The following is a 24235-nucleotide window of genomic DNA, read 5'->3' on the forward strand; positions in this document are numbered from 1 at the left end:
AGATTTAAAAGATGGCGATACTGAATCACACCCTAGGTTTTCCGCGCGTTGGTTTGCGTCGTGAACTTAAAAAAGCACAAGAAAGCTACTGGGCGGGTAACTCTACTCAAGAAGAATTATTGGCGACAGGCCGCGAACTGCGCGCCCGTCACTGGAAACAGCAACAGGATGCTGGCGTTGATTTAGTTCCGGTTGGCGACTTTGCGTGGTACGACCATGTACTGACGACTAGCCTGCTGCTGGGTAACGTTCCAGCTCGCCATCAAAATGCTGACGGTTCTGTTGACCTTGATACCCTGTTCCGTCTGGGCCGTGGCCGTGCGCCAACCGGTAAACCAGCCGCAGCGGCGGAAATGACCAAATGGTTCAATACTAATTACCACTACATGGTGCCAGAGTTTGTTAAAGGTCAACGTTTCAAACTGACGTGGACTCAGTTGCTGGATGAAGTAGACGAAGCGCTAGCACTGGGGCACAACATCAAGCCGGTGCTCCTTGGCCCACTAACATATCTGTGGCTGGGTAAAGTGAAAGGTGAGCAATTTGACCGCCTGTCACTGGTGAATGACATTTTGCCTGTTTATCAGCAAGTTTTGGCTGAGCTTGCCAAACGTGGTATCGAGTGGGTACAAATCGATGAACCGGCTCTGGTGTTGGAACTGCCACAGGAATGGTTGGAGGCTTATAAGCCTGCTTATAAGCAGCTGCAAGGAAGCGTGAAACTACTGTTGACCACATATTTCGATAGCATCGGCCATAACCTGGACACTATTCGTCAGTTACCCGTTCAAGGCCTGCACATTGATGCGGTAGCGGGTCGTGATGACCTGGCTGCGGTGGCTGACAAATTGCCAAAAGCGTGGCTATTGTCTCTGGGAGTGATCAACGGTCGTAACGTGTGGCGTGCGGACTTGAGCAGCTGGTTCGAGCGTCTGCAACCTTTGGTTGCTGGCCGTAATGTTTGGCTGGGTAGTTCTTGCTCGCTATTGCATAGCCCAATCGACCTGAGTGTTGAAAGCCGGCTGGATGATGAAGTGAAAAGCTGGTTCGCTTTTGGTCTGCAGAAATGTGCCGAGCTGTCCTTGCTGACTTCCGCCCTGAACGATCCGCAGCAAGCCGCGCTGGATAAACTGGCTGAGTACAGCGCGCCAATTCGCGCTCGTCGCCATTCGAAGCGCGTTAACAACGATGCTGTTACCAAACGCGTTGCGGCCATCACGGCTGCTGATATCGAACGTCCAAATGTTTACACCAAGCGTGCACAAGCACAGCGCGCGCGCTTCAAGCTGCCAGATTGGCCGACCACGACGATTGGTTCATTCCCGCAAACTACTGAAATCCGTGGCCTGCGTCTGGACTTCAAACAAGGCCGCTTAGATAGCACCAATTATCGCACCGGTATCAGCGAACACATCAAGCAGGCGATTAAAGAGCAAGAGCGTCTGGATATCGACGTGTTGGTTCACGGCGAAGCCGAGCGTAACGACATGGTGGAATACTTCGGCGAACATTTGGACGGTTTTGTCTTCACGCAAAACGGCTGGGTGCAGAGTTACGGTTCACGCTGTGTAAAACCACCGGTCATCATCGGTGATGTTAGCCGTCCGGAAGCAATTACCGTTGAGTGGGCTAAATACGCCCAATCTCTGACTGAACGACCAGTTAAGGGTATGTTGACGGGCCCACTTACCATTTTATGCTGGTCCTTCCCGCGTGAAGATGTGACACGTGAAACCATTGCCAAGCAAATCGGTTTGGCGCTGCGTGATGAAGTTGAAGATCTGCAAAAAGCGGGTATTGGCATTATCCAGATTGACGAACCAGCGCTGCGAGAAGGTTTACCTCTGCGCCGCTCTGAGTGGGCTGCCTATCTGCGTTGGGCTGTTGATGCATTCAAACTCAATGCTGCCATCGCGAAAGACGATACCCAGATCCACACGCATATGTGTTACTGCGAATTTAATGACATCATGGACTCCATCGCAGCACTCGATGCTGATGTGATCACTATCGAAACATCACGCTCAGATATGGACCTGTTGGATTCCTTTAAAGAGTTCGAATACCCGAATGAAATCGGCCCTGGCGTATACGATATTCACTCACCAAACGTACCAAGCGTCGAGTGGATCGAAGACCTGTTGCGTAAAGCTGCCGACAGCATTCCCGCTGAACGTCTATGGGTTAACCCAGACTGTGGCCTGAAAACGCGTGGCTGGACTGAAACTCGTGAAGCCTTGGCTAACATGGTCACGGCAGCGAAAAACTTGCGAGCCGCTAAAGCTTAATCGTCAGCGATCATGGTTGGTTATGGTGAGAAAAAAGAGCGCATTAGCGCTCTTTTTTATGCTGATCTGATATTTAGCTTGGGGTTATTTCACACCATATTTGGCAAACCAATCTAACATTCGTTGCCAGCCATCGGCGGCAGCTTCTGGGTGATAAGTTGGACGGTAATCGGCATTAAACGCGTGATCGGCTTCTGGGTAGACCACGATTTCTGCATCAGCGTTTGCCGCACGGATTGCCTGGCGCATTTTCTCAATGCTCTCTTGCGAAATACTATTATCCTTACCACCGTACAAACCCAGCACCGGTGCGCTTAAATCTTTTGCCTCATCGACAGGATAGCTTGGATTGGTGAGGGTTTTATCCCCAACCAGTTTTCCATACCACGCCACTGCGGCTTTCAACTGCGGATTATGAGCGGCATATAACCACGTTATTCGTCCACCCCAGCAGAAACCAGTAATTGCCAGTTTTGAAGCATCGCCACCATTTTGGCAGGCCCAATGGGCGGCGTGATCAAGGTCAGAGAGGACTTGGTTATCCGGGACTTTGCTGACCAGTTTGCTGAATAACTCGCCGATATCTGTATATTGACTCGGATCGCCTTGGCGGAAATACAGCTCAGGCGCGATGGCAAGGTAGCCTTGCTTTGCCAAGCGGCGGCAGATATCACGAATATGTTCGTGAACGCCAAATATCTCTTGTACAACCAATACCACCGGCAGTTTTCCCGTATATTTTTGCGGGCGAGCAAGGTAAGCCGGTAGCTCTTTCCCTAAAGAAGGGATCGTGGTTTCACCTGCGTGAAGACCTTCGGTATCGGTGTGAATAGTGGTACCTGCAACAGGGGTAACGGCAGGGGAGAAAGTAGGTGTTGTTGGTTTTATTTCAACGTTATTTTCGGTTGTCATTGCGATCTCCATGCAGGGTAAGCGTTCAAGTATTAAACTATAAGCCATAATATTGAGAGGGCAATGACCATAATGTGTGCTAGCTCCAAGGATTCAGCAAAGTCTTATTTTTCCTTCCTTATTGATAACGCCGCGCAAATAACATTTACTCACTCGTTAATGTGATTTTTGTCACATATAAAATGTATGTGATGATTTTCACTTTGCATCAAAGTGACTGCTGTCACGTAAATGTGGCGTAATCAGCGATAAAGTAGCGATGTTTCCTTCAGCGAAAAACTCATCCAATCAAAAAGGAATTAATGTATGTCAGATGTTTTCCACCTTGGCCTCACCAAGCAAAACCTGCAAGGCGCGACCTTAGCGATTGTCCCTGGTGACCCTGAGCGCGTTGAGAAAATTGCTAAATTGATGGAAAACCCAGTGCGTCTGGCGTCCCATCGTGAATTTACCTCTTGGCGTGCGGAGTTGGATGGCAAGGCAGTTATCGTCTGCTCAACCGGTATCGGTGGCCCTTCTACTTCTATTGCCGTAGAAGAGTTAGCGCAATTAGGCATCCGTACTTTCCTGCGCATTGGCACCACTGGAGCTATTCAGCCGCATATTAATGTCGGTGATGTACTGGTTACGACGGCCGCTGTGCGCTTGGACGGTGCCAGCTTGCACTTCGCGCCGATGGAGTTCCCTGCGGTCGCTGATTTTGCTTGTACGACTGCATTGGTTGAGGCCGCAAAATCAGTCGGTGCCACCACTCATATTGGTGTGACCGCTTCTTCTGATACTTTCTATCCGGGTCAGGAACGTTATGACACCTATTCCGGCCGTGTTGTGCGTCGTTTTAAAGAGTCGATGCAAGAATGGCAGGAAATGGGCGTGATGAACTATGAAATGGAATCTGCCACGCTACTGACTATGTGTGCGAGCCAGGGTCTGCGCGCCGGAATGGTCGCCGGTGTAATCGTTAACCGCACCCAGCAAGAGATCCCTAATGCGGAAACCATGAAACAAACCGAAAGTCATGCGGTGAAAATCGTGGTTGAGGCTGCGCGTCACCTGATCTAATAGGCTACCTATTGGAATAATCGACTGAAACGGGCCACTTTTGCGGCCCGTTTTTTTATCTCACCGCGTGAATCTGTTAAGGTCAGTCTCAACATTGATGGAATAATGAGAGGCAATATGACGGCAACGATTTTACTTCACCCTTCTTTAACTCCTTTAGGCGGTGGTATTAATTTTCGCGAACTTGGGGGTAATATCGCCGCCGATGGCCGCCGAATCAAACGCGGATGGCTTTACCGCTCTGGTGCGCTTAATCAACTAACGGATAAGGATTGTCACTTCCTCAGCCAAATTCCTGTTGCCCATATTCTTGATTACCGTGATAGCGACGAAGTTGCCGACAAGCCCGATATTATCTGGTCTGGCTGCCAGTATCATCATGCGCCAGCTAACCCGCTAAGCGACGTGATCAGTGCTAATCTCGAACAGCTCAGTGCACAAACCATTGCAGGATTTGATCCTGAAAAGTTTATGCAAGAACTGTATCGTCGCCTGCCGTTTAATAATTCAGCTTATAAACAGCTCGTCGCTATTTTGCGTCAGCCAAACGGCGGGGCATTAGTACAGCATTGTGCGGTAGGGAAAGATCGTACCGGCATCGGCTCGGCATTAGTGCTCTTTGCTTTAGGGGCAGATAAGAACACCGTGATTGAGGATTATCTGCTGACTGACACCACGCTAGCGCCTTTTCGTGAGCAGTTGCTGGCGAGAATGTCCCTTAACCTTGGCAAAATAGCGTTGGATAAGTTCGGCTATGTGCTCTCGGTACGTGAAAGCTTCATTGATACCGCTATTGCTGAAATTGAAGTACGTTACGGCTCAACGGATAGTTGGTTAGAAAAAGAGTATGGCGTGACGGCACAAGTACGTGAGTCATTGCGCGAGCGTTACCTGGAATAGCATTTTCATTCAGGTTTTGTTGCGGAATTTCGCGGTGGAATGCACTACTCTTGGCTGCAATATGTCTCATGGCCATGTTGTTTAACCGCAACTTGGATTGCTTTGCGAGACTTTGCTTGAGGTAAACCAAGAGGATGCCGATCTTTGACCTTAAATGACATTATTCATTACACCACTGAATTTGTACGCCAGCATCAGAGCTGGGCGGTGCCTATCGCCTTTGTACTGGCATTTGGTGAGTCATTGGCCTTTCTCTCATTATTACTGCCTGCGACGGTAATTTTACTCGGGCTTGGCGCGTTGATTGGTGAAAGCGGTATCCCCTTCTGGCCTGTTTGGGCCGGAGCGGCAGCCGGCGCTTTCTTTGGTGACTGGCTGTCCTACTGGGTTGGCGTGCATTACAAAGATCGTGTCCACGGGTTTTGGCCCTTCACTCGTCACCCACAGATGCTGGATCGTGGTCACCGCTTTTTTGAGCGTTGGGGGATTGCAGGTGCATTTATCGGGCGATTTTTTGGCCCGTTACGCGCCGTTGTTCCTCTGGTGGCTGGCATTTGTGAGATGCCGCAGCGCTATTTTCAGCTCGCTAATGTGGCCTCGGCTTTGCTATGGGCATTTGGTGTCCTAGCGCCAGGCGCTTTTGGTATCCAATGGTTGAGTCGCTGGTTCTAAGACGGTTGTAAGCGTGGCTTTGAAGCAGAATGAATTGCGATATGTCACGCAACCCAGGGCAGCAGCCAGAAAAGCATCTGGACATCCATACAGTATGCCTTTAACGTGCTTGGTAACAGATTCATTGTGATGGAGAAACCGTGGATACCAGTATTATTTACGCGGTGGGTAGTGGGCTAGTCGGCCTGCTGCTCGGTTGGCTTATTGTCAGCTTAAAGCAGCAACAGCGGCAGACGCAATTCGAAACCCAGCTCAAATTAGGGGAGCAAGCGCTTTCGCAAGTTCACCTTGAAGCCGACAACCTTAAAGCCGAGCGCCAACAGCAGCAGCAGCATTTACGTCAACTTGAGCAAGAGCTGCGTGCGCTTGATAGCCGCTATGCTGCCAGCCAAGAGAAACTCCAACTGCTTGCACATTGGCAGTCAGAATGTGAGCAGCTCAATCAGGAACTGCGTGCCCAGCGAGAAATTAACAGCGCGCAGGAAGCAGAGCTGAGGGAGGCTACGACGCGTCTTGATGAAACTCGCCTGGCGGCTGAAGATAAACAACGACTGTTGATCAACAGCGAGCAGCGTCTCACCAGCCAGTTTGAAAATCTCGCTAATCGTATCTTTGAGCAAAGTGGCCGCCGTGCCGATGAACAAAACAAGCAAAGCTTAGATAAACTGCTGTTACCGTTGCGTGAGCAGCTCGATGGGTTTCGCCGTCAGGTACAAGACAGCTTTGGCCAGGAAGCTCGTGAACGCCACACGCTGACCCATGAAATTCGCAATTTGCAGCAGCTCAATGCGCAAATGGCTCGCGAAGCCATCAACCTGACCAAGGCCCTCAAAGGCGATAACAAAACTCAAGGTAACTGGGGCGAAGTGGTATTGAGCCGCGTGCTAGAAGCTTCAGGCCTGCGTGAAGGCTATGAATATCAGACCCAGGTTAGTGTGCAGACAGAAAACAACAGTCGCATGCAGCCTGATGTTGTCGTACGTTTGCCGCAAAACAAAGATGTCGTGATCGATGCCAAGATGTCTTTGGTCGCTTATGAGCGCTATTTTAACGGCGAAGATGAAGGCGAACGAGAAGCCGCGCTCAACGAGCATATTGCTTCTGTGCGTGGACATATTCGCCTGCTAGGACGCAAAGACTACCAACAGCTCCCTGGCTTGCGAAGCCTCGATTATGTGCTGATGTTCATCCCGGTCGAACCCGCGTTTTTACTCGCTATCGACCGTGAACCTGAGCTTATCAGCGAAGCGTTGCAACATAATATTATGCTAGTCAGCCCGACGACGTTGCTGGTGGCTCTGCGTACTATCAGTAATCTCTGGCGTTATGAGCACCAAAGTCAAAATGCCAAGCGCATTGCTGACCGTGCCGCGCGCCTTTACGACAAGTTGCGCTTGTTCGTCGATGATATGCAGTCAATGGGCCAGAGCCTTGATAAGGCACAGGTAAGTTATCGTTCTGCCATGAACAAACTGACTTTAGGCCGTGGTAACCTTATCGGTCAGGTTGAGGGCTTCCGTGCGCTCGGCGTTGAAGTAAAGCGCCCAATTAATCCCTCATTGGCCGAGCAGGCAATGGCAGAGGATACGGGTGATTCTCATGGTGGTGAACTCGATAACACCGAGTTCGATAGTGCGGAATTAGATAATGTAGCCATGCCAGAGCAGGGCAATCAGCATCTTGGGGAGTCCCCTCCCGGCGAGTATGATATCAACGCTGTTATTCATGATAATGAATCTGATCTTACAGCGGCTGAACCGGCTAAAAAGCCCGGCCATTTTTAAATCGCCAGCCTTTTTCCGATGAGTGAAGAGATCGGTGATGGGGCTTTCCTCGGGGTTCTGATACACTTTCCCCAAGCGTAATACTGAATGAGCAGGCAAAGAATATGGAAAAGCAGACGAAGGAAACCACCCACTTTGGGTTCCGTACCGTAGCTAAAGATGAAAAAGTCGCGATGGTCGCAGATGTTTTTCACTCCGTTGCGGCAAAATATGACTTGATGAATGACCTGATGTCATTTGGTATTCATCGTATCTGGAAGCGTTTTACTATCGATTGCAGCGGCGTTCGCCGTGGTCAACGTGTACTGGATCTCGCTGGTGGTACTGGCGATTTGACCGCTAAATTTTCCCGTTTAGTCGGTGAGCAGGGCGAAGTCGTGCTGGCTGATATCAATGATTCCATGCTCAAAATGGGGCGTGAGAAACTGCGTAATCTGGGCATTGTTGGTAACGTTAATTACGTTCAGGCCAATGCGGAAGCCTTGCCGTTCCCAGACAACTATTTTGATTGCATCACTATCTCTTTCGGTCTGCGTAATGTGACTGAAAAAGAGAAAGCCTTAAGCTCAATGTTTCGCGTATTGAAGCCGGGCGGCCGTTTATTAGTGCTCGAGTTCTCCAAGCCTATCCTGGCACCGCTTAGCAAAGCATATGACACTTACTCCTTCCATATTTTGCCTCGTATCGGCGAGCTGGTTGCACAAGATGCAGAAAGCTATCGCTATCTGGCTGAATCCATCCGTATGCACCCGGATCAAGAAACCCTGAAAGGCATGATGGGCGATGCTGGTTTTGACAATGTGACTTATCACAATATGACCGGCGGGATTGTTGCCCTGCATCGAGGTTTCAAGTTCTGATATGGACATGCCAATGCTGTTAACGCCGTTACTGACGGCTGCGATTGAAACGCCGCTCAACCATCTGCTGTACAAAGAACACAGTATGAAAGCAGCCAGATTGCGTTTGGCGGGTAAGGTTTTGCGTATTGATTTACGTGAGCTTAATTCGCCACTCACGCTGGTCTTTAGCGAGAATAAAGTTGATGTGCTTGGACAGTGGGAAGGTGACGCCGATTGCACACTGACCTCACAACTCTCCGTCTTGCGTAAACTTCGTGACCGTCAGCAACTGTCTCCTTTAATGCGCAGCGGCGAGCTGGTGGTTGAAGGGGATATTCAGGTCGTACAGCAATTGGTTGCTCTGTTGGATATGGCTGAGTGGGATCCGGCTGAACTGCTGGCTCCTTATCTCGGCGATATTGCTGCGCAAGGGCTGACTCAGGCGGTGGCCGGTGGTTTTCGCTTCCTGCAAAAAGGCCTGCTGCGCCAACAAGGTTATGTCGCCGAAGCGGTAACCGAAGAGTGGAAGTTAGCTGCTGGCAAACTGGAATTGGTATGGTTTAGTGATGAGGTTTCAGCGTTGGAACGTCAGTTACAAGCATTGGAATCACGTATCAATAAACTGGGAGAAACTTCATGACCCCCAGCGAAATGCGCCGTTTATATCTGATCATCCGGGTCTTCCTTTCTTATGGACTCGATGAGTTGATCCCCAAAATACGTCTGACATTGCCTTTGCGTTTTGGGCGTTACTTATTCTTCTGGATACCACACCGCCACAAAGATAAGCCGGTTGGCACGCGCCTGCGTTTGGCTTTTGAAGAGCTTGGGCCGGTATGGATCAAGTTTGGGCAGATGCTGTCTACTCGCCGTGACCTCTTTCCGCCAATGGTTGCTGACCAGTTGGCGTTGTTGCAAGACCATGTTGCTCCTTTTGATGGCGCATTAGCGCGCAAGCATATCGAGCAGGCACTGGGCGGGCCGTTAGAAACCTGGTTTGATGATTTTGATCAGACGCCTCTGGCTTCTGCATCTATTGCTCAGGTGCACACTGCTGTTTTAAAAGAAAATGGTAAGCATGTGGTCCTTAAAGTGATCCGCCCGGACATTATGCCGATCATTAAAGCAGATACTCGGCTAATGGCACGTTTGGCGGGGTGGCTGCCTATTCTGATGCCAGATGGGCGTCGTTTGCGCCCGCGAGAAGTAGTCCGTGAATACGAAAAAACCCTGTTTGATGAGTTGAATTTGCTGCGTGAAGCTGCAAACGCTATTCAGTTGCGCCGTAACTTTGACGGTAGCACAATGCTGTATATCCCCGAGGTTTATCCAGACTATTGCAGTGAACGTCTGATGGTGATGGAGCGTATATACGGCATTCCTGTTTCTGATATTGCCGCATTGGAGAAGCAGGGTACTAACATGAAGCTGTTGGCCGAACGTGGCGTGCAAGTGTTCTTTACTCAGGTGTTTCGCGACAGCTTCTTCCATGCTGATATGCATCCCGGTAACATTTTTGTCAGTTACGAGAACCCCGAAGACCCTTGCTACATAGGCATTGATTGCGGCATAGTTGGTTCTTTGAACAAAGACGATAAGCGTTATCTGGCTGAGAACTTTATCGCTTTCTTTAACCGCGATTACCGCAAGGTTGCGGAACTGCATGTCGATTCTGGCTGGGTGCCGCGCGACACTAATGTTGAAGAATTCGAGTTCGCCATTCGTACCGTCTGCGAACCGATTTTTGAAAAACCGTTAGCAGATATCTCCTTTGGTAACGTGTTGTTAAACCTGTTTAACACTGCCCGTCGCTTTAATATGGAAGTGCAGCCGCAGCTGGTTTTACTGCAAAAAACACTGCTATATGTTGAAGGTTTAGGGCGCCAGCTTTACCCACAGCTTGATCTATGGACAACGGCTAAACCTTTCCTGGAAAGTTGGATCCGCGATCAGGTTGGCCTGCCAGCCATGTTGCGCACTCTGAAAGCCCGCGCGCCTTATTGGGCTGAAAAGCTGCCTGAACTGCCTGAGTTGGTATATGACAGTTTGCAGCAGCATAAGTTGTTGCAGTACAACATTGAAAAACTGACCACGCAGTTAGAGAAGCACAATCAGCGTCAGGGGCAATCCAGGTACCTGTTGGGCATCGGGGCTACCTTACTGATTAGTGGAACGGCGTTGTTATTAGGTAAGATAGATGTCTATCCTGCTTGGCTGATGGCCGCAGGCGTTGTTTCTTGGGTTGTGGGCTGGAAGCGCACTAGTTAAGGATATCAACTGGAGTGAGTTCTGCAGTATGAAGAACTTATCTAATTGAAATAATTCATATTGAGGTGAATACCATGGGTGGAATTAGCATAACGCAGCTATTGATAATTGCGGTGATAGTCGTGCTGTTGTTCGGCACTAAAAAATTACGTGGCTTGGGTAATGATCTCGGTGCGTCGATCAAGGGCTTTAAGAAAGCGTTGAACGATGATGATGCACCCAAGACAAATAAACAAAGCGATACAAACGGGTCTGATGCAGATTTTACGGCTAAGTCGATTCAAGATAGTCAGTCGGAAAAGAAAGCTGAAGAGTCTAAGAGCCACAACAAAGATCAGGTATAAGCCGTGTTCGATATTGGGTTTAGTGAACTGCTATTGGTGTTAGTCATTGGTCTGGTTGTGTTAGGACCGGAACGTTTACCCGTCGCTGTTAGAACAGTCGCGGGGTGGATTCGTACGCTGCGTGCTATGGCGGCATCGGTGCAAAACGAACTGACTCAGGAGCTGAAACTGCAAGAATTGCAGGACAGCCTGAAAAAGGCTGAAGAAGCGGGCCTTAAGAATATATCGCCAGAAATCAAAGCTTCTATGGATGAGCTTAAAGAAGCTGCTGACGTCATGCAGCGTTCGATCAGAAAGGAGTCTGATGAGGTAACGGCATCTATTAAGGAGGCGACCAGCGCCGCCAATACCATTCATAACCCGGTGGTAAAAGATCCTGAAGCTTATCACGATGAGGGTATCTCTCCCGCATCGGCTGAGCATGTGGCAACCGCGCCTGAAACTGCACCTGAGGCACGAGTAACAGAGACAATCGTAAGCCAACCTGCGCGCGAATTATCTGTACAGCCAGCACATGATAAACCAGAAACCGTTGTGCAACCCGCGTCAGAACAAGCGTTGGATGCATCTGTGCAGAACAAACCTGCTTCTTCAACTCAACCAACGGGCGAACGTTAAAACATGGCTGTTGATGATACCCAGCCGCTTATCAGCCATTTGATAGAGCTGCGTAAGCGCCTGCTGAATTCGATTTATTGCGTGCTGATTGTTTTTTTGGTGCTGGTTTACTTCGCCAATGACATTTACCACTTGGTTTCTGCGCCGCTCATCAAGCAGTTGCCAATGGGCGCGAGCATGATTGCCACTGACGTGGCTTCGCCTTTTTTCACCCCAATTAAACTGACCATGATTGTCTCGGTGTTTGTTTCTGCACCTTTCATTCTTTATCAGATATGGGGTTTTATCGCGCCTGCATTATATAAGCATGAAAAGCGCCTGATGATGCCGCTGCTGTTTTCCAGTTCGGTGTTGTTTTATCTCGGCATGGCTTTTGCCTACTTTATTGTTTTTCCGCTGGCGTTTGCTTTCTTCGCTAAAACCGCACCGATTGGCGTACAGATAGCAACGGACATCAACAACTACCTCGATTTTGTGATGGCCATATTCATGGCGTTCGGGGTGTCGTTTGAAGTGCCTATCGCGATAATTCTGCTATGTTGGAGCGGCGTGACCAGTCCTGACGATTTACGCAAGAAACGACCTTATGTGTTGGTCGGTGCGTTTGTGGTTGGCATGCTGCTGACACCGCCAGACGTTTTCTCGCAAACTCTGCTGGCGATACCAATGTACTGTTTGTTTGAAATTGGTGTGTTCTTCGCCCGCTTCTACGTCGGTAAAAAACGTCGTTCCGATGTTGATGAGATGGAAGAAGATGAAGCCGAGTAACAGGCCCGCTGATCCGCTGTAATCTTGATTAAACCGCCCTATTGGGCGGTTTCTGTTTTAGGAACTTCTATGTTTGAAATTGGTATTAATTTAACCAGTAACCAATTCGATAAAGACCGTCCAGAGGTTGTCGCCCGTGCCAAAGCGGCCGGTTTGAATGGGATGTTAATAACGGGTACATCTCTGGAAGAGAGCCAGCAAGCCCATGAGTTAGCTTGTTTGTATCCGGATTTTTGCTGGGCGACGGCCGGGGTGCACCCACATCAAGCGAGCGTATGGAGCAACGAAGTTGAGGCATCAATTCGTCAACTGGCGCAGCATAAAAATGTGGTCGCCATTGGTGAGTGTGGCTTGGATTTTAATCGCAATTTCTCTACGCCAGAACAGCAGGAGGCAGCATTCAGTGCACAGCTTGCTTTGGCCGCTGAGGTGCAATTACCGGTCTTTCTACATTGTCGCGATGCTTATCCAAGATTTGCTGAATTGCTGCAACCGTGGTTAAGTCAGCTATCTGGTGGCGTGGTTCACTGTTTTACCGGCAGTCAGCAAGAATTAGAACATTATCTTGCACTTGGTTTATCTATTGGTATTACCGGGTGGGTGTGCGATGAACGTCGTGGGTTAGAGCTGCGAGCTATGTTGCCGCTGATCCCTGCCGAACGTTTATTGTTAGAAACTGATGCCCCTTATTTGTTACCGCGCGATATGGATAACAAGCCGAAATCGCGGCGCAACGAACCCTGTTATCTGCCGCATATTGTTTCTCAGGTTGCGCTGTGGCGTGGTGAGGATCCACAGAAGCTGGCGCAGATTACTGAAGATAATGCGCGCCGCCTGTTTAGGTTATAAGACAGAGTGTGCAGGATGTTTTTGCTGACTCGCTTATGATGTATCGAGTGGGAAAGGTACGTTAGAGCTTCTGGAATTGAGTATTGCAGACGCTTTGTTTAACGTTGCGATTAATCATATTCAGAAGTAGATGTGAGCGTACTTCGCCATCAGGTTCGGTATAGATAGCTTGCAGCCCTTCGAAGACGCCATCGGTGATCAGTACTTTATCGCCACAGCGTGGAAGATCCGCATCCTGATTATCTAAGTGCGGATGTGAGGCAATAAGTTGTTCAATCACACTTGCCTCGACGGTCGCCAAATGGTGACCAAAGCGGACAAAATGGCTGACGCCACGCGTTGCACTAATCGTCGTGGTATGAATGTGTTCAGGATCGAATTGGATAAACATATAGTTAGGGAACAGCGGTTCACTTATCTGTTTAGGACGTCCTCGGACGACTTTTTCCAATTCAATCATCGGAACCAGGCAGTTAACTTCTTGCCGTTCTAAATGTTCTTGGGCGCGAAGATGCTGCCCACGTTTACAGTAGAGTAAATACCACTTTTTCATAAATTCATCTGCCCTAGAGCCATAGCGTGCAGAATAGCAAAAGCGTTTCGCGATATACAGTCACCAGACACGCTATAGGGTATATCAATAGACTTTTTACGATTCTCAGTTCATTTTAAACGCTAAAGCGTTAAGTTTAGCTAAAGATGATGATATCAGCAGAGTAATCGTATGGCGGGTGTCAACCGCGATGAACTATTTCGATGCCTTTGACAAAAATGCAGCATCCACAGGACAGAGGCCTTATACTGGCTTTCTTCAATTTGTAACCACATTGACTATGACGCATCTTGTATGAAATACCGTGACTTACGTGACTTCCTCGCCTTACTGGAAAAACGCGGAGAGCTGAAACGCATTACTCAGTCCGTTGATCCTTATCTGGAAATGACCGAAATTGCCGATCGCACGCTTCGTGCGGCAGGGCCGGCTTTGCTGTTTGAGAATCCTAAAGGCTATGACATGCCGGTGCTGTGTAATCTGTTTGGTACGCCAGAGCGGGTTGCGATGGGCATGGGACAGGAGAGTGTCAGTGCGCTACGGGAAGTCGGTGAATTGCTGGCCTTCCTGAAAGAGCCCGAGCCACCGCGTGGCTTCCGTGATCTCTATGACAAGGTGCCTAAATTTAAGCAAGTGCTGAACATGCCGACCAAATGCTTACATTCGGCTCCTTGTCAGGAACAAGTGTGGCAAGGGGATGATGTCGATTTAACTCGTTTGCCTGTAATGCATTGTTGGCCAGAAGACGCGGCACCGCTGATAACTTGGGGATTAACCGTAACCCGTGGTCCGCACAAACAGCGTCAGAATCTTGGCATTTATCGCCAGCAGGTGCTGGGCAAAAATAAAGTGATTATGCGTTGGCTTTCCCATCGCGGCGGCGCGTTAGATTTCCAAGAGTGGTGCCAGCAGAATCCTGGTAAACGCTTCCCGGTGTCTGTTGCCTTAGGGGCCGATCCCGCAACGATTCTGGGGGCGGTGACGCCAGTGCCAGATACGCTATCTGAATATGCTTTTGCCGGATTATTGCGCGGTAATAAGACTGAAGTGGTGAAATGTATCTCCAATGATCTTGAAGTCCCCGCCAGTGCTGAAATTGTGCTCGAAGGGTACATCGAACAGGGAGAAATGGCACCTGAAGGGCCTTATGGCGATCACACCGGTTATTACAACGAGATTGATAGCTTCCCAGTCTTTACGGTGACGCATATTACCCAGCGTAAAGATGCTATCTATCATTCGACCTTCACCGGACGTCCACCGGATGAACCGGCAGTGCTGGGCGTGGCGCTTAATGAAGTGTTTGTTCCTATTCTGAAAAAGCAATTTCCTGAAATTGTCGACTTTTATCTACCGCCAGAGGGTTGCTCTTACCGCTTGGCAGTCGTTACCATGAAGAAACAGTATGCTGGGCATGCTAAGCGCGTAATGATGGGGGTTTGGTCATTCTTGCGCCAGTTTATGTATACCAAGTTTGTGATTGTGTGTGACGACGATGTGAATGCTCGCGATTGGAAAGATGTTATTTGGGCAATCACAACGCGTATGGATCCTGCGCGCGATACCGTTTTAATTGAAAATACGCCAATTGATTACCTCGATTTCGCCTCTCCTGTATCTGGGTTAGGTTCAAAAATGGGGATGGATGCGACTAACAAATGGCCGGGAGAAACCCAGCGTGAATGGGGGCGGCCAATTGTGATGGATCCAAAAGTGAGCGAACGCGTTGATGCTATGTGGGATGATCTGGCTATTTTTAGTAATAAGCCGAACGCACGGAAGTAAAATGGTTAATACATGACGGTGGCATAGAATAAACAGGGCTGTCTATTGGCAGCCTGTACCACCGGTTAAGAGTTGATGATCCTCAGAGGGAACGCATGACAATATTGAACTGTAAGGTGGCTTCGGTCGAGGCCATTACCGACACGGTTTTTCGGGTTCGTTTGCAGCCTGAAGGGCCTTTTTCGTTCCGTGCTGGCCAATATCTGATGGTGGTCATGGACGAGCGTGATAAGCGCCCGTTCTCAATCGCTTCTGTGCCGGGTGAGAAAAACTATATCGAATTGCATATCGGTGCCTCTGAGCTCAATCTGTATGCGATGGCGGTAATGGACCGGATCTTGCAGGAAAAAACCATCACCGTCGATTTGCCTCATGGCGATGCTTGGTTGCGTGAAGAAGACGATCGCCCGTTGTTGCTGATTGCAGGCGGAACCGGTTTCTCTTATGCGCGTTCGATCCTGGTGTCGGCGCTTGAACGCCAACCAAATCGGGATATCTCTATTTATTGGGGAGGGCGTGAACTCAAGCATCTTTATGATTTGGGAGAATTGGAGTCGCTCAGCGTTACGCATCCTAATCTGAAAGTGATCCCGGTGGTTGAACAGCCTGAAGAAGGATGGCAAGGTCGCAATGGTACGGTATTGAGTGCTGTCCTTCAGGACTTTGCTTCGCTACACGAGCATGACATTTATATTGCTGGCCGCTTTGAAATGGCCAAGATTGCTCGCGAGCGCTTCACTGCTGAACGTGGTGCATTAGTTGATCATATCTTTGGCGATGCTTTCTCTTTTATTTAAAGCCGGCCGTCGCGTAGCTAAGAAGTAAGCTGCCAATAAGCAGAAAGTAAACGGGTCAGGAAGTGAAAGCACTTTCTGACCCGCAAAGAGAAGGACAACATCCTTCTCGTGACGATTCTCAAACGCTATCTATAGCTTTTCGAATACTGTCGCAATCCCCTGACCTAATCCAATACACATCGTAGCCACGCCAAACTGCACGTCTTTACGTTCCATCAGATTAAGCAAGGTGGTGGAAATTCGTGATCCTGAACATCCGAGTGGATGTCCCAATGCGATAGCACCACCATTAAGATTCACTCGTTCCTCCATGGAATCGAGTAATCCTAAATCTTTAATACAAGGCAACGACTGGGCAGCAAAAGCTTCATTCAGCTCGAATAAGCCAATATCCTCTACGCGTAAACCAGCACGCTTCAGCGCCAGACGAGTGGCTGGAACCGGGCCGTATCCCATAATTGATGGATCGCAGCCAACGACCGCCATTGAACGGATTTTTGCCCGTGCTTTCAAGCCCAGAGATTTCGCTCGTGACTCGCTCATTAGCAACATGGCAGATGCGCCATCGGATAATGCCGACGAAGTCCCCGCCGTGACGGTGCCATTGACCGGATCAAACGCTGGGCGCAATGCGGCCAGCCCGGCCACGGTAGTTTCTGGGCGGATCACTTCGTCATAATCAAGATTGACCAGAATGCCGTCGGCATCGTGGCCGTTGGTCGGCACGATTTCATTGGCAAAATGTCCAGCTACGGTTGCGGCGTGAGCTCGTTGATGTGAACGAACGGCGAATTCATCCTGCATTTCTCGGCTAATATGATGCATCTTTGCCAGCATTTCGGCCGTCAGCCCCATCATTCCCGCTGCTTTTGCGACAGTACGGCTAAGGCCAGGATGAAAATCGACGCCGTGATTCATCGGGACATGTCCCATATGTTCGACGCCACCAATCAAGCTAATGTGCGCATCACCGACCATAATTGCTCGAGCAGCATCGTGCAATGCTTGCATAGATGACCCGCATAAACGGTTGACCGTAACAGCAGGCACATTTTTAGGAAGTTCAGCCAACAGTGCGGCATTACGCGCAATATTAAAGCCCTGCTCCAGCGTTTGTTGGACACAGCCCCAATAGATATCGTCGATCTCTTTAGCATCAAGCTGTGTATTACGTTGCAGCACCGCCCGCATTAGATGGGCTGATAAATCTTCAGCTCTGACATGACGGAATGCGCCACCTTTGGAGCGGCCCATTGGCGTACGGACCGCATCAACTATCACTACATTTTCCATGATTCCGATCCTTATGCCTGATTGCGGGTGTCAATGTTATCCAGAGGCGCTGCTGGCGGATAATAGCTTTCGTTAGATTTCGCTTTATCACGTAATCCGGCAGGTGCCTGATACATTGGGCCTAGATGGGCGTATTTCTCGGTCAGTTGTAGATAGGCTTGCGTGCCAAGCGTATCGAGATAACGGAAAGCACCACCGTGGAACGGAGGGAAACCGAGGCCATAAACCAGCGCCATATCCGCTTCTGCCGGGCTGGCGATAATGCCTTCTTCAAGGCAGCGCACCACTTCGTTGATCATCGGGATCATCATGCGAGCAATAATATCGGCGGGATCAAAGCTGTGAGATTCGCGAGTATGTTCTGCCAGCAAGCTAGCTACCTGCGGATCGTCCTCTTTACGCGGCTTACCTTTTTTATCTTCGCTGTAACGATAGAAACCAAGCTGGTTTTTCTGACCATAGCGCTGGTTATCGAACAGGATATCTACCGCATCACGGTACGCTTTGGTCATGCGTTCAGGGAAACCTTTGGCCATGACTGCCTGAGCATGATGAGCGGTATCAATGCCAACGACATCCAAGAGATAAGCCGGGCCCATCGGCCAGCCAAACTGTTTTTCCATCACTTTATCGACCTGCTTGAAATCAGCACCGTCGCGTAGCAATAGGCTAAAACCTGCCAGGTAAGGGAATAGCACGCGATTAACAAAGAACCCCGGGCAGTCGTTGACCACGATCGGTGTTTTCCCCATCGCCAAGGCATAAGACACAATGCGTGATAAGGTTTTTTCCGAGGTTTTCTCGCCGCGAATGATTTCAACCAGCGGCATACGATGTACCGGGTTAAAGAAGTGCATCCCGCAGAAGTTTTCTGGGCGTTTTAGGCCCGCGGCCAAGAGATCAATCGGGATAGTTGAGGTATTCGAGGCCAGAATGGCTTCGCTATCGAGCAAATCTTCCGCCTCGGCCAACACAGCAGCTTTGACTTTAGGGTTCTCGACTACGGCTTCAACGACAATTTGTGCCCGTTCAATCCCACTGTAATTCAAAGTCGGTTGAATGGTTGCCAAGGTTTTAGCCATTTTCAGGCCGTCTAACTTGCCACGTTCCAGCTGTTTATTCAGCAATTTCGCTGCTTCATTGATACCCAGCGTTAGGGATTTCTCGCTGATATCTTTCATAATAACCGGTACGCCTTTCAACGCCGATTGATAGGCAATGCCTCCGCCCATAATACCTGCGCCCAGCACGGCGGCTTGTTCAGGTTTGCTGCTGTCAGCGGCTCTTTTTTTCGCGCTGCTTTTAACAAACTGATCGTTGAGGAAAATCCCAACTAAAGCACGGGCTTCGTTAGATTGGGCGAGAGGAACAAAGCTGGCGCTTTCGAGTTTTAATGCCTCATCGCGGCCCAGTCCTGCCGCAGCTTCAATAGTTTTTACGGCCGTGATTGGCGCGGGGTAATGTTTACCTGCCGTTTGTAATACCATGCCTTTTGCGACGCTAAAACTCATGGCGGCTTCAATCGCACTGAGTTTCAGCGGCAGCAATTTTGGCTGACGGATTTGACGCCAATCCAGCTTGCCGTCGATTGCCTGTTCTAATATGGCAAGTGCAGCAGCATGTAATTTATCGCTATTAACGACCGCATCTACCAGGCCGATTTTCAGTGCTTCTTCTGCACCGACATCTTTACCGGCGGCGATAATCTCTAAAGCACTATCGGTGCCTAACAGACGTGGCAGACGAACAGAACCGCCAAAGCCAGGCATGATGCCTAATCGAGTCTCTGGCAAGCCAATACGCGCATCCGGCGTGGCAACACGAAAATCGGTGGCGAGTACACATTCGCAACCGCCGCCTAACGCGTAGCCAGTGATGGCCGAGATGGTAGGAACCGGTAAATCTTCTAAACGGTTAAACACGCTATTAGCAAATGTCAGCCACTGATGTAGCTTCTCACTCGGCGCGTCAAAGAGGGATAAAAATTCAGTGATATCAGCACCGACAATAAATGCCGGTTTGGCGGAGCTAATAATTAATCCTTTCAGTGCCGATTGTTTTTCCAGCACTGATATCGCTTCGCCTAAACTTGCAACGGTACGAGTATCAAGTTTATTGACCGAGCCTGGAGCATCAAACACCAATTCGGCAATACCGCCGTCAAGCCACTTCAGATGTAATGTTTCGCCTTGGTAGAGCATGTGTCTCTCCTGAATCATCTGGGATGATCTGGTATGACCAGATAAAGAGAGTGTGGTTTTTATGTTAATTAAATGCAAATAAGTTGGTTGGTATTTGCAGCCACGATCACAAAGCTTACAAGGCTACGACCTGCACGTGGCTGTGATAAGATGCGCCATTGTTTGCAGAAAATAAGGACAGATTGATGGAATCTCTTTCTACTTTTTATAAAGAACATATCGCCACATTGCAGGCGAGAGCGCTGGAAATACTGCAACGCAACCAACTTGATGCGCTATTGATTCACTCTGGTGAGTTGATGACAACTTTCCTTGATGATCATGACTACCCATTTAAGGTTAACCCGCAGTTTAAAGCTTGGGTTCCTGTCACTCAGGTTCCAAACTGCTGGCTATGGATTGATGGTGTTAATCAGCCAAAACTGTGGTTTTACTCACCGGTTGATTATTGGCATAGCGTTGAACCGCTGCCAGATGCGTTTTGGACTAAAGAAGTTACCGTATTGCCATTGGCAAATGCCGGGGATATTAAAGGGCAGTTGCCTGCCGATCTAAAACGCGTGGCTTATATTGGCTATTGTCAGGATCGTGCGCTCGATTTCGGTATCACTGCCGATAATATCAACCCGAAAGCAGTACTTGATTACCTGCATTACCACCGCGCATATAAAACCTCTTATGAAGTCGCTTGCATGCGTGAAGCGCAGAAAATTGCAGTCAATGGTCACCGCTCGGCTAAAGAAGCTTTCTTATCCGGGATGAGCGAGTTTGATATCAACCTTGCTTATTTGTCGGCAACAGGACAGCGTGAAAATGAAGTGCCTTATGGCAATATTGTGGCGTTAAATGAGCACGCGGCGGTGCTGCACTACACCACATTGCAACAGAATCCGCCGGCACATTTGCATAGCTTCCTGATTGATGCGGGGGCGGAATATAATGGCTATGCCGCGGATATTACCCGGACTTATGCCGCCCAGTCAGATAGTGATTTTGCCGCATTGGTTCATGACTTGAATACTGAACAGCAATCATTGATTGCTTCGATCAAAACCGGTGTGCGCTATACCGACTATCATGTGCAAATGCATCATCGGATTGCAAAATTGCTGAAAGCGCACCGCTTAGTGGTTGATATCAGCGAAGAGGCGATGGTCGAGCAGAATTTAACCGGGCCGTTCTTGCCACATGGATTGGGCCATCCTTTAGGTTTGCAGGTCCATGATGTTGGTGCGTTTATGCAGGATGAGCACGGCACATCTCTGGCTGCGCCATCGCAATATCCTTACCTGCGCTGCACTCGTGTTGTTCAGCCTGGTATGGTGCTGACCATTGAGCCTGGCCTGTACTTCATTGACTCACTATTGGCACCTTGGCGCGAAAGCCCATTCAGTAAGCATTTTGCCTGGGATCGCATCAAGGCTATGAAACCTTATGGTGGGATACGCATTGAGGATAATATTGTTATCCACGATAAGCATATTGAAAATATGACGCGAGACCTGAAGTTAGCCTGATGCAACCTTATTCTATTCCTGCTGAGCCCGTGAGTTTCAGTGAAGAGATCAAGAAAAGCCGTTTCATCACGTTACTGCAACCCACCTGTGGTATAGAGGCCGCTAAAGCCTTTGTTCAACAGGTTAAAAACGAACATCCTGCCGCCCGGCATCACTGCTGGGCTTTTGTAGCTGGTCCGCCGAATGACTCGCAACAACTGGGTTTTTCGGACGATGGTGAACCTGCGGGAACGGCGGGTAAGCCTATTCTTGGGCAGTTGATGGGCAGCGGGGTCGGTGAAATTACCGCGGTAGTGGTGCGCTATTACGGTGGGATTAAATTGGGTACCGGTGGGTTAGTTCGTGCTTATGGTAATGGGGTACAGCAGGCGTTGAAGCAGCTCAATGTCCAAATGAAAACCCCGCAGTCCGAATTTTTATTGCAGTGCGATTATGGGCAAATAGCCTTGGTTGAATCGCTACTGCATCAAGTTGGTGGTGAGATTGTACACAGCGAATATGGCGCGGCAGTCGATTTACGATTGGCGTTACCCGCGACTGAAGCCTCACAGATTGCTATCCGCTTATTTGATATCAGCCGCGGCACGCTCGTTTTGCAGCCGGTTTGATAATGTATTGCTCTTTTAATTTGCTGAGGAACGCACCAGCATGCATTTCCGTGCCATAACCCGTATTGTCGGGGTTCTCGTTATTTTATTCTCAGGAACAATGATCATCCCCGGGTTGGTGGCATTGATCTATAAAGATGGCGCGGGCCGAGCCTTCAGTGAGACCTTTTTTGTTGCGTTAGCGATAGGTTTATTCCTTTGGTTGCCTAACCGACGGCAACGCAGTGAACTTAAGCCTCGGGAAGGCTTTCTGATCGTCGTCTTATTCTGGACCGTGCTGGGGAGCGTCGGTGCGCTGCCGTTTCTCTTCTCCGAGAGACCTAACCTCGGCCTCACTGATGCATTCTTCGAATCCTTTTCCGGTTTGACCACGACCGGCGCAACGACGCTAGTTGGCCTGGATAACTTGCCTCACGCTATTCTGTTCTATCGTCAAATGTTGCAGTGGTTTGGCGGGATGGGGATCATCGTATTGGCTGTCGCCATTTTGCCTATATTGGGCGTAGGGGGGATGCAGCTCTACCGCGCAGAAATGCCAGGTCCGTTAAAAGATAACAAGATGCGCCCGCGTATTGCTGAGACGGCCAAAACGCTGTGGTTTATCTACGTATTGCTGACCATTGCCTGTGCTTTGGCGCTGTGGGGAGCGGGGATGCCAATCTTTGATGCTATCTCACATAGCTTCTCTACGATATCGATTGGCGGCTTCTCAACTCATGATGCCAGTATCGGTTACTTCCATAACGGTACTATCAATACCATTATTGCCATTTTCCTGCTGATATCTGGCTGTAACTACGGTTTGCACTTCGCCCTATTGAGTGGCCGTAATATCAAAGTCTATTGGCGTGATCCTGAATTTCGGATGTATATCACCGTTCAATTCACGCTGGTGGTTATCTGTACTCTTGTATTGTGGCTACACAATACCTATAAAACCGGATTAGAAACGCTTAATCAGGCGTTCTTCCAGGTTGTTTCGATGGCCACAACGGCGGGATACACCACTGACAGTATTTCCTCATGGCCGCTGTTCTTGCCGATACTATTATTATGCTCTGCTTTTATCGGGGGCTGTGCGGGGTCAACCGGCGGTGGGTTAAAGGTTATCCGCATCTTGTTGCTGTATCTGCAAGGCTCGCGTGAGCTCAAGCGTTTAGTGCATCCTAACGCGGTCTATACCATCAAATTAGGACATCGTGCATTACCAGAGCGCATTATCGAAGCGGTATGGGGATTCTTCTCCGCTTACGCGCTGGTGTTTATTGTCAGTATGTTGGCAATCGTCGCAACGGGTGTTGATAACTTCTCAGCATTTGCGGCGGTCACGGCAACGCTAAATAACCTCGGCCCTGGTCTGGGCGTCGTGGCAGATAACTTTGCCTCTATGAATCCAACGGCAAAATGGATACTGATTATGACCATGTTGTTTGGTCGTCTTGAAGTGTTCACGTTGTTAGTTCTCTTTACCCCCACTTTCTGGAAAGAGTGACGACAGTTGCTGCCACTCATTAGTCAGGAAAGGAATTGAATATGAAAGTACTGGTCATTTACTCAAGCCGAGATGGGCAAACCCATGCCATCGCTTCTTATATAGCAAGCTGCTTAAAAGAGACTGATGATTGTGACGTCATCGATCTCCAGCATGCTAATACGGTGAATTTGGCAAACTATGACAAGGTGATGATTGGTGCCTCTATCCGTTATGGTCACTTTAATCCGCTGCTGGATAAATTTATCAAAACGCATCTGGCGACTCTCAATACTTTGCCTTCGGCTTTCTTCTCTGTGAACCTGACTGCGCGTAAGCCAGAAAAGCGTACACCGCAAACCAATGCTTATACGCGCAAGTTCCTGTTGGGCTCACCTTGGCAGCCTACTTTATGTGGTGTATTCGCTGGGGCCCTGCGTTATCCACGTTATCGCTGGCTAGATAAGGTAATGATCAAGCTGATTATGCGTATGACCGGAGGGGAAACAGATACAAGCAAAGAAGTAGAGTACACAGATTGGGAACAAGTGAAGCAATTCGCTGAGGATTTTGGCAAATTATCGAACAAAAAATAGCATAAATGCTGGTTGATTAGGCATTTAGTGGAAAAAAGAAACGGTCAGATAATTATTTGCGATTATTTAGCAAAAGGGGGTTGCAGGCTTTCTGAAACTCCCTATAA

At 49.1% G+C, this 24235-nt stretch carries 22 protein-coding genes; 18 read left to right on the forward strand and 4 right to left on the reverse strand.

The genetic code is table 11. From position 1 onward, the window contains the following. The first annotated feature begins 11 nt into the window (after positions 1-11). A complete protein-coding gene (gene metE / locus ACL9RG_RS17610; RefSeq protein WP_422793933.1) occupies positions 12-2288 on the forward strand; it encodes a 5-methyltetrahydropteroyltriglutamate--homocysteine S-methyltransferase in 2277 nt (758 codons plus the stop codon). Positions 2289-2372: 84 nt separating this feature from the next. On the opposite strand, the gene ACL9RG_RS17615 is transcribed toward metE, so the two are convergent. Further along, complete coding sequence (locus ACL9RG_RS17615) at positions 2373-3200, reverse strand: dienelactone hydrolase family protein (RefSeq protein ID WP_422793934.1); 828 nt, start codon at positions 3198-3200, stop codon at positions 2373-2375. A 306-nt stretch (positions 3201-3506) separates the two neighbouring features. Between ACL9RG_RS17615 and udp the strand changes: the two genes are divergently transcribed. From udp to tatD, 11 genes are all read left to right on the forward strand, one after another. Then, on the forward strand, positions 3507-4262 hold the full coding sequence (udp, locus tag ACL9RG_RS17620; protein ID WP_422793935.1) for a uridine phosphorylase: 756 nt from the start codon (positions 3507-3509) through the stop codon (positions 4260-4262). Between the two features lie 117 nt (positions 4263-4379). After that, a complete protein-coding gene (locus ACL9RG_RS17625; protein WP_422793936.1) occupies positions 4380-5162 on the forward strand; it encodes a tyrosine-protein phosphatase in 783 nt (260 codons plus the stop codon). Positions 5163-5306: 144 nt separating this feature from the next. Continuing rightward, a complete protein-coding gene (locus tag ACL9RG_RS17630; protein WP_422793937.1) occupies positions 5307-5834 on the forward strand; it encodes a DedA family protein in 528 nt (175 codons plus the stop codon). Positions 5835-5974: 140 nt separating this feature from the next. Continuing rightward, a complete protein-coding gene (gene rmuC / locus ACL9RG_RS17635) occupies positions 5975-7618 on the forward strand; it encodes a DNA recombination protein RmuC (RefSeq protein ID WP_422793938.1) in 1644 nt (547 codons plus the stop codon). 104 nt (positions 7619-7722) lie between these two features. Further along, entirely contained in the window at positions 7723-8478 is a 756-nt protein-coding gene (gene ubiE, locus ACL9RG_RS17640) for a bifunctional demethylmenaquinone methyltransferase/2-methoxy-6-polyprenyl-1,4-benzoquinol methylase UbiE (protein WP_422793939.1), read from the forward strand. 13 nt (positions 8479-8491) lie between these two features. Continuing rightward, entirely contained in the window at positions 8492-9100 is a 609-nt protein-coding gene (ubiJ, locus tag ACL9RG_RS17645; RefSeq protein WP_422793957.1) for a ubiquinone biosynthesis protein UbiJ, read from the forward strand. Next, positions 9097-10728, forward strand: a complete 1632-nt coding sequence (ubiB, locus tag ACL9RG_RS17650) for a ubiquinone biosynthesis regulatory protein kinase UbiB (protein ID WP_422793940.1) — start codon at positions 9097-9099, stop codon at positions 10726-10728. Before ubiJ ends, ubiB begins: the two co-directional genes overlap by 4 nt. A 74-nt stretch (positions 10729-10802) precedes the next feature. Further along, on the forward strand, positions 10803-11072 hold the full coding sequence (gene tatE / locus ACL9RG_RS17655; protein ID WP_422793941.1) for a twin-arginine translocase subunit TatE: 270 nt from the start codon (positions 10803-10805) through the stop codon (positions 11070-11072). A 3-nt stretch (positions 11073-11075) separates the two neighbouring features. Beyond that, positions 11076-11690 (forward strand): Sec-independent protein translocase protein TatB, encoded by a 615-nt coding sequence (tatB, locus tag ACL9RG_RS17660; RefSeq protein WP_422793942.1) that lies wholly within the window; start codon positions 11076-11078, stop codon positions 11688-11690. Between the two features lie 3 nt (positions 11691-11693). Continuing rightward, complete coding sequence (gene tatC / locus ACL9RG_RS17665; RefSeq protein ID WP_422793943.1) at positions 11694-12458, forward strand: Sec-independent protein translocase subunit TatC; 765 nt, start codon at positions 11694-11696, stop codon at positions 12456-12458. Between the two features lie 69 nt (positions 12459-12527). After that, positions 12528-13307 carry a 3'-5' ssDNA/RNA exonuclease TatD gene (tatD, locus tag ACL9RG_RS17670; protein ID WP_422793944.1) on the forward strand — a complete coding sequence of 260 codons (780 nt, stop codon included), beginning with the start codon at positions 12528-12530 and terminating at the stop codon, positions 13305-13307. A 61-nt stretch (positions 13308-13368) separates the two neighbouring features. Here the strand turns inward: tatD and rfaH are convergent, their stop codons facing one another. Continuing rightward, positions 13369-13860: a transcription/translation regulatory transformer protein RfaH gene (gene rfaH, locus ACL9RG_RS17675; protein ID WP_422793945.1), complete on the reverse strand. Its 492-nt coding sequence runs from the start codon at positions 13858-13860 to the stop codon at positions 13369-13371. Positions 13861-14154: 294 nt separating this feature from the next. On the opposite strand from rfaH, the gene ubiD reads away from it, so the two are divergent. Next, complete coding sequence (gene ubiD / locus ACL9RG_RS17680) at positions 14155-15645, forward strand: 4-hydroxy-3-polyprenylbenzoate decarboxylase (RefSeq protein WP_422793946.1); 1491 nt, start codon at positions 14155-14157, stop codon at positions 15643-15645. A 95-nt stretch (positions 15646-15740) separates the two neighbouring features. Further along, complete coding sequence (fre, locus tag ACL9RG_RS17685; RefSeq protein ID WP_422793947.1) at positions 15741-16442, forward strand: NAD(P)H-flavin reductase; 702 nt, start codon at positions 15741-15743, stop codon at positions 16440-16442. A 129-nt stretch (positions 16443-16571) separates the two neighbouring features. On the opposite strand, the gene fadA is transcribed toward fre, so the two are convergent. Both fadA and fadB read right to left on the reverse strand, forming a co-directional pair. Continuing rightward, the gene (gene fadA, locus ACL9RG_RS17690) at positions 16572-17735 is read right to left on the reverse strand and encodes an acetyl-CoA C-acyltransferase FadA (RefSeq protein ID WP_422793948.1); all 1164 of its coding nucleotides are present in this window, start codon (positions 17733-17735) and stop codon (positions 16572-16574) included. An 11-nt stretch (positions 17736-17746) separates the two neighbouring features. Next, positions 17747-19936 (reverse strand): fatty acid oxidation complex subunit alpha FadB, encoded by a 2190-nt coding sequence (gene fadB, locus ACL9RG_RS17695; protein WP_422793949.1) that lies wholly within the window; start codon positions 19934-19936, stop codon positions 17747-17749. Positions 19937-20121: 185 nt separating this feature from the next. Between fadB and pepQ the strand changes: the two genes are divergently transcribed. From pepQ to hemG, 4 genes are read left to right on the forward strand one after another with little or no spacing between them, the layout of a single operon-like run. Further along, positions 20122-21453 (forward strand): Xaa-Pro dipeptidase, encoded by a 1332-nt coding sequence (gene pepQ, locus ACL9RG_RS17700; RefSeq protein ID WP_422793950.1) that lies wholly within the window; start codon positions 20122-20124, stop codon positions 21451-21453. Next, the gene (locus ACL9RG_RS17705; protein ID WP_422793951.1) at positions 21453-22061 is read left to right on the forward strand and encodes an IMPACT family protein; all 609 of its coding nucleotides are present in this window, start codon (positions 21453-21455) and stop codon (positions 22059-22061) included. The genes pepQ and ACL9RG_RS17705 overlap by 1 nt, the downstream gene beginning before the upstream one ends. 40 nt (positions 22062-22101) lie before the next feature. Then, positions 22102-23553, forward strand: coding sequence for a Trk system potassium transporter TrkH (gene trkH / locus ACL9RG_RS17710; protein WP_422793952.1), 1452 nt, complete (start codon positions 22102-22104; stop codon positions 23551-23553). Positions 23554-23594: 41 nt separating this feature from the next. Next, the gene (gene hemG / locus ACL9RG_RS17715) at positions 23595-24128 is read left to right on the forward strand and encodes a menaquinone-dependent protoporphyrinogen IX dehydrogenase (RefSeq protein ID WP_422793953.1); all 534 of its coding nucleotides are present in this window, start codon (positions 23595-23597) and stop codon (positions 24126-24128) included. The last annotated feature ends 107 nt before the right edge of the window (positions 24129-24235 follow it).

Origin of the sequence: Rouxiella sp. Mn2063 (assembly GCF_049319665.1) — a bacterium.
Classification (GTDB): Bacteria; Pseudomonadota; Gammaproteobacteria; order Enterobacterales; family Enterobacteriaceae; genus JBMOUD01.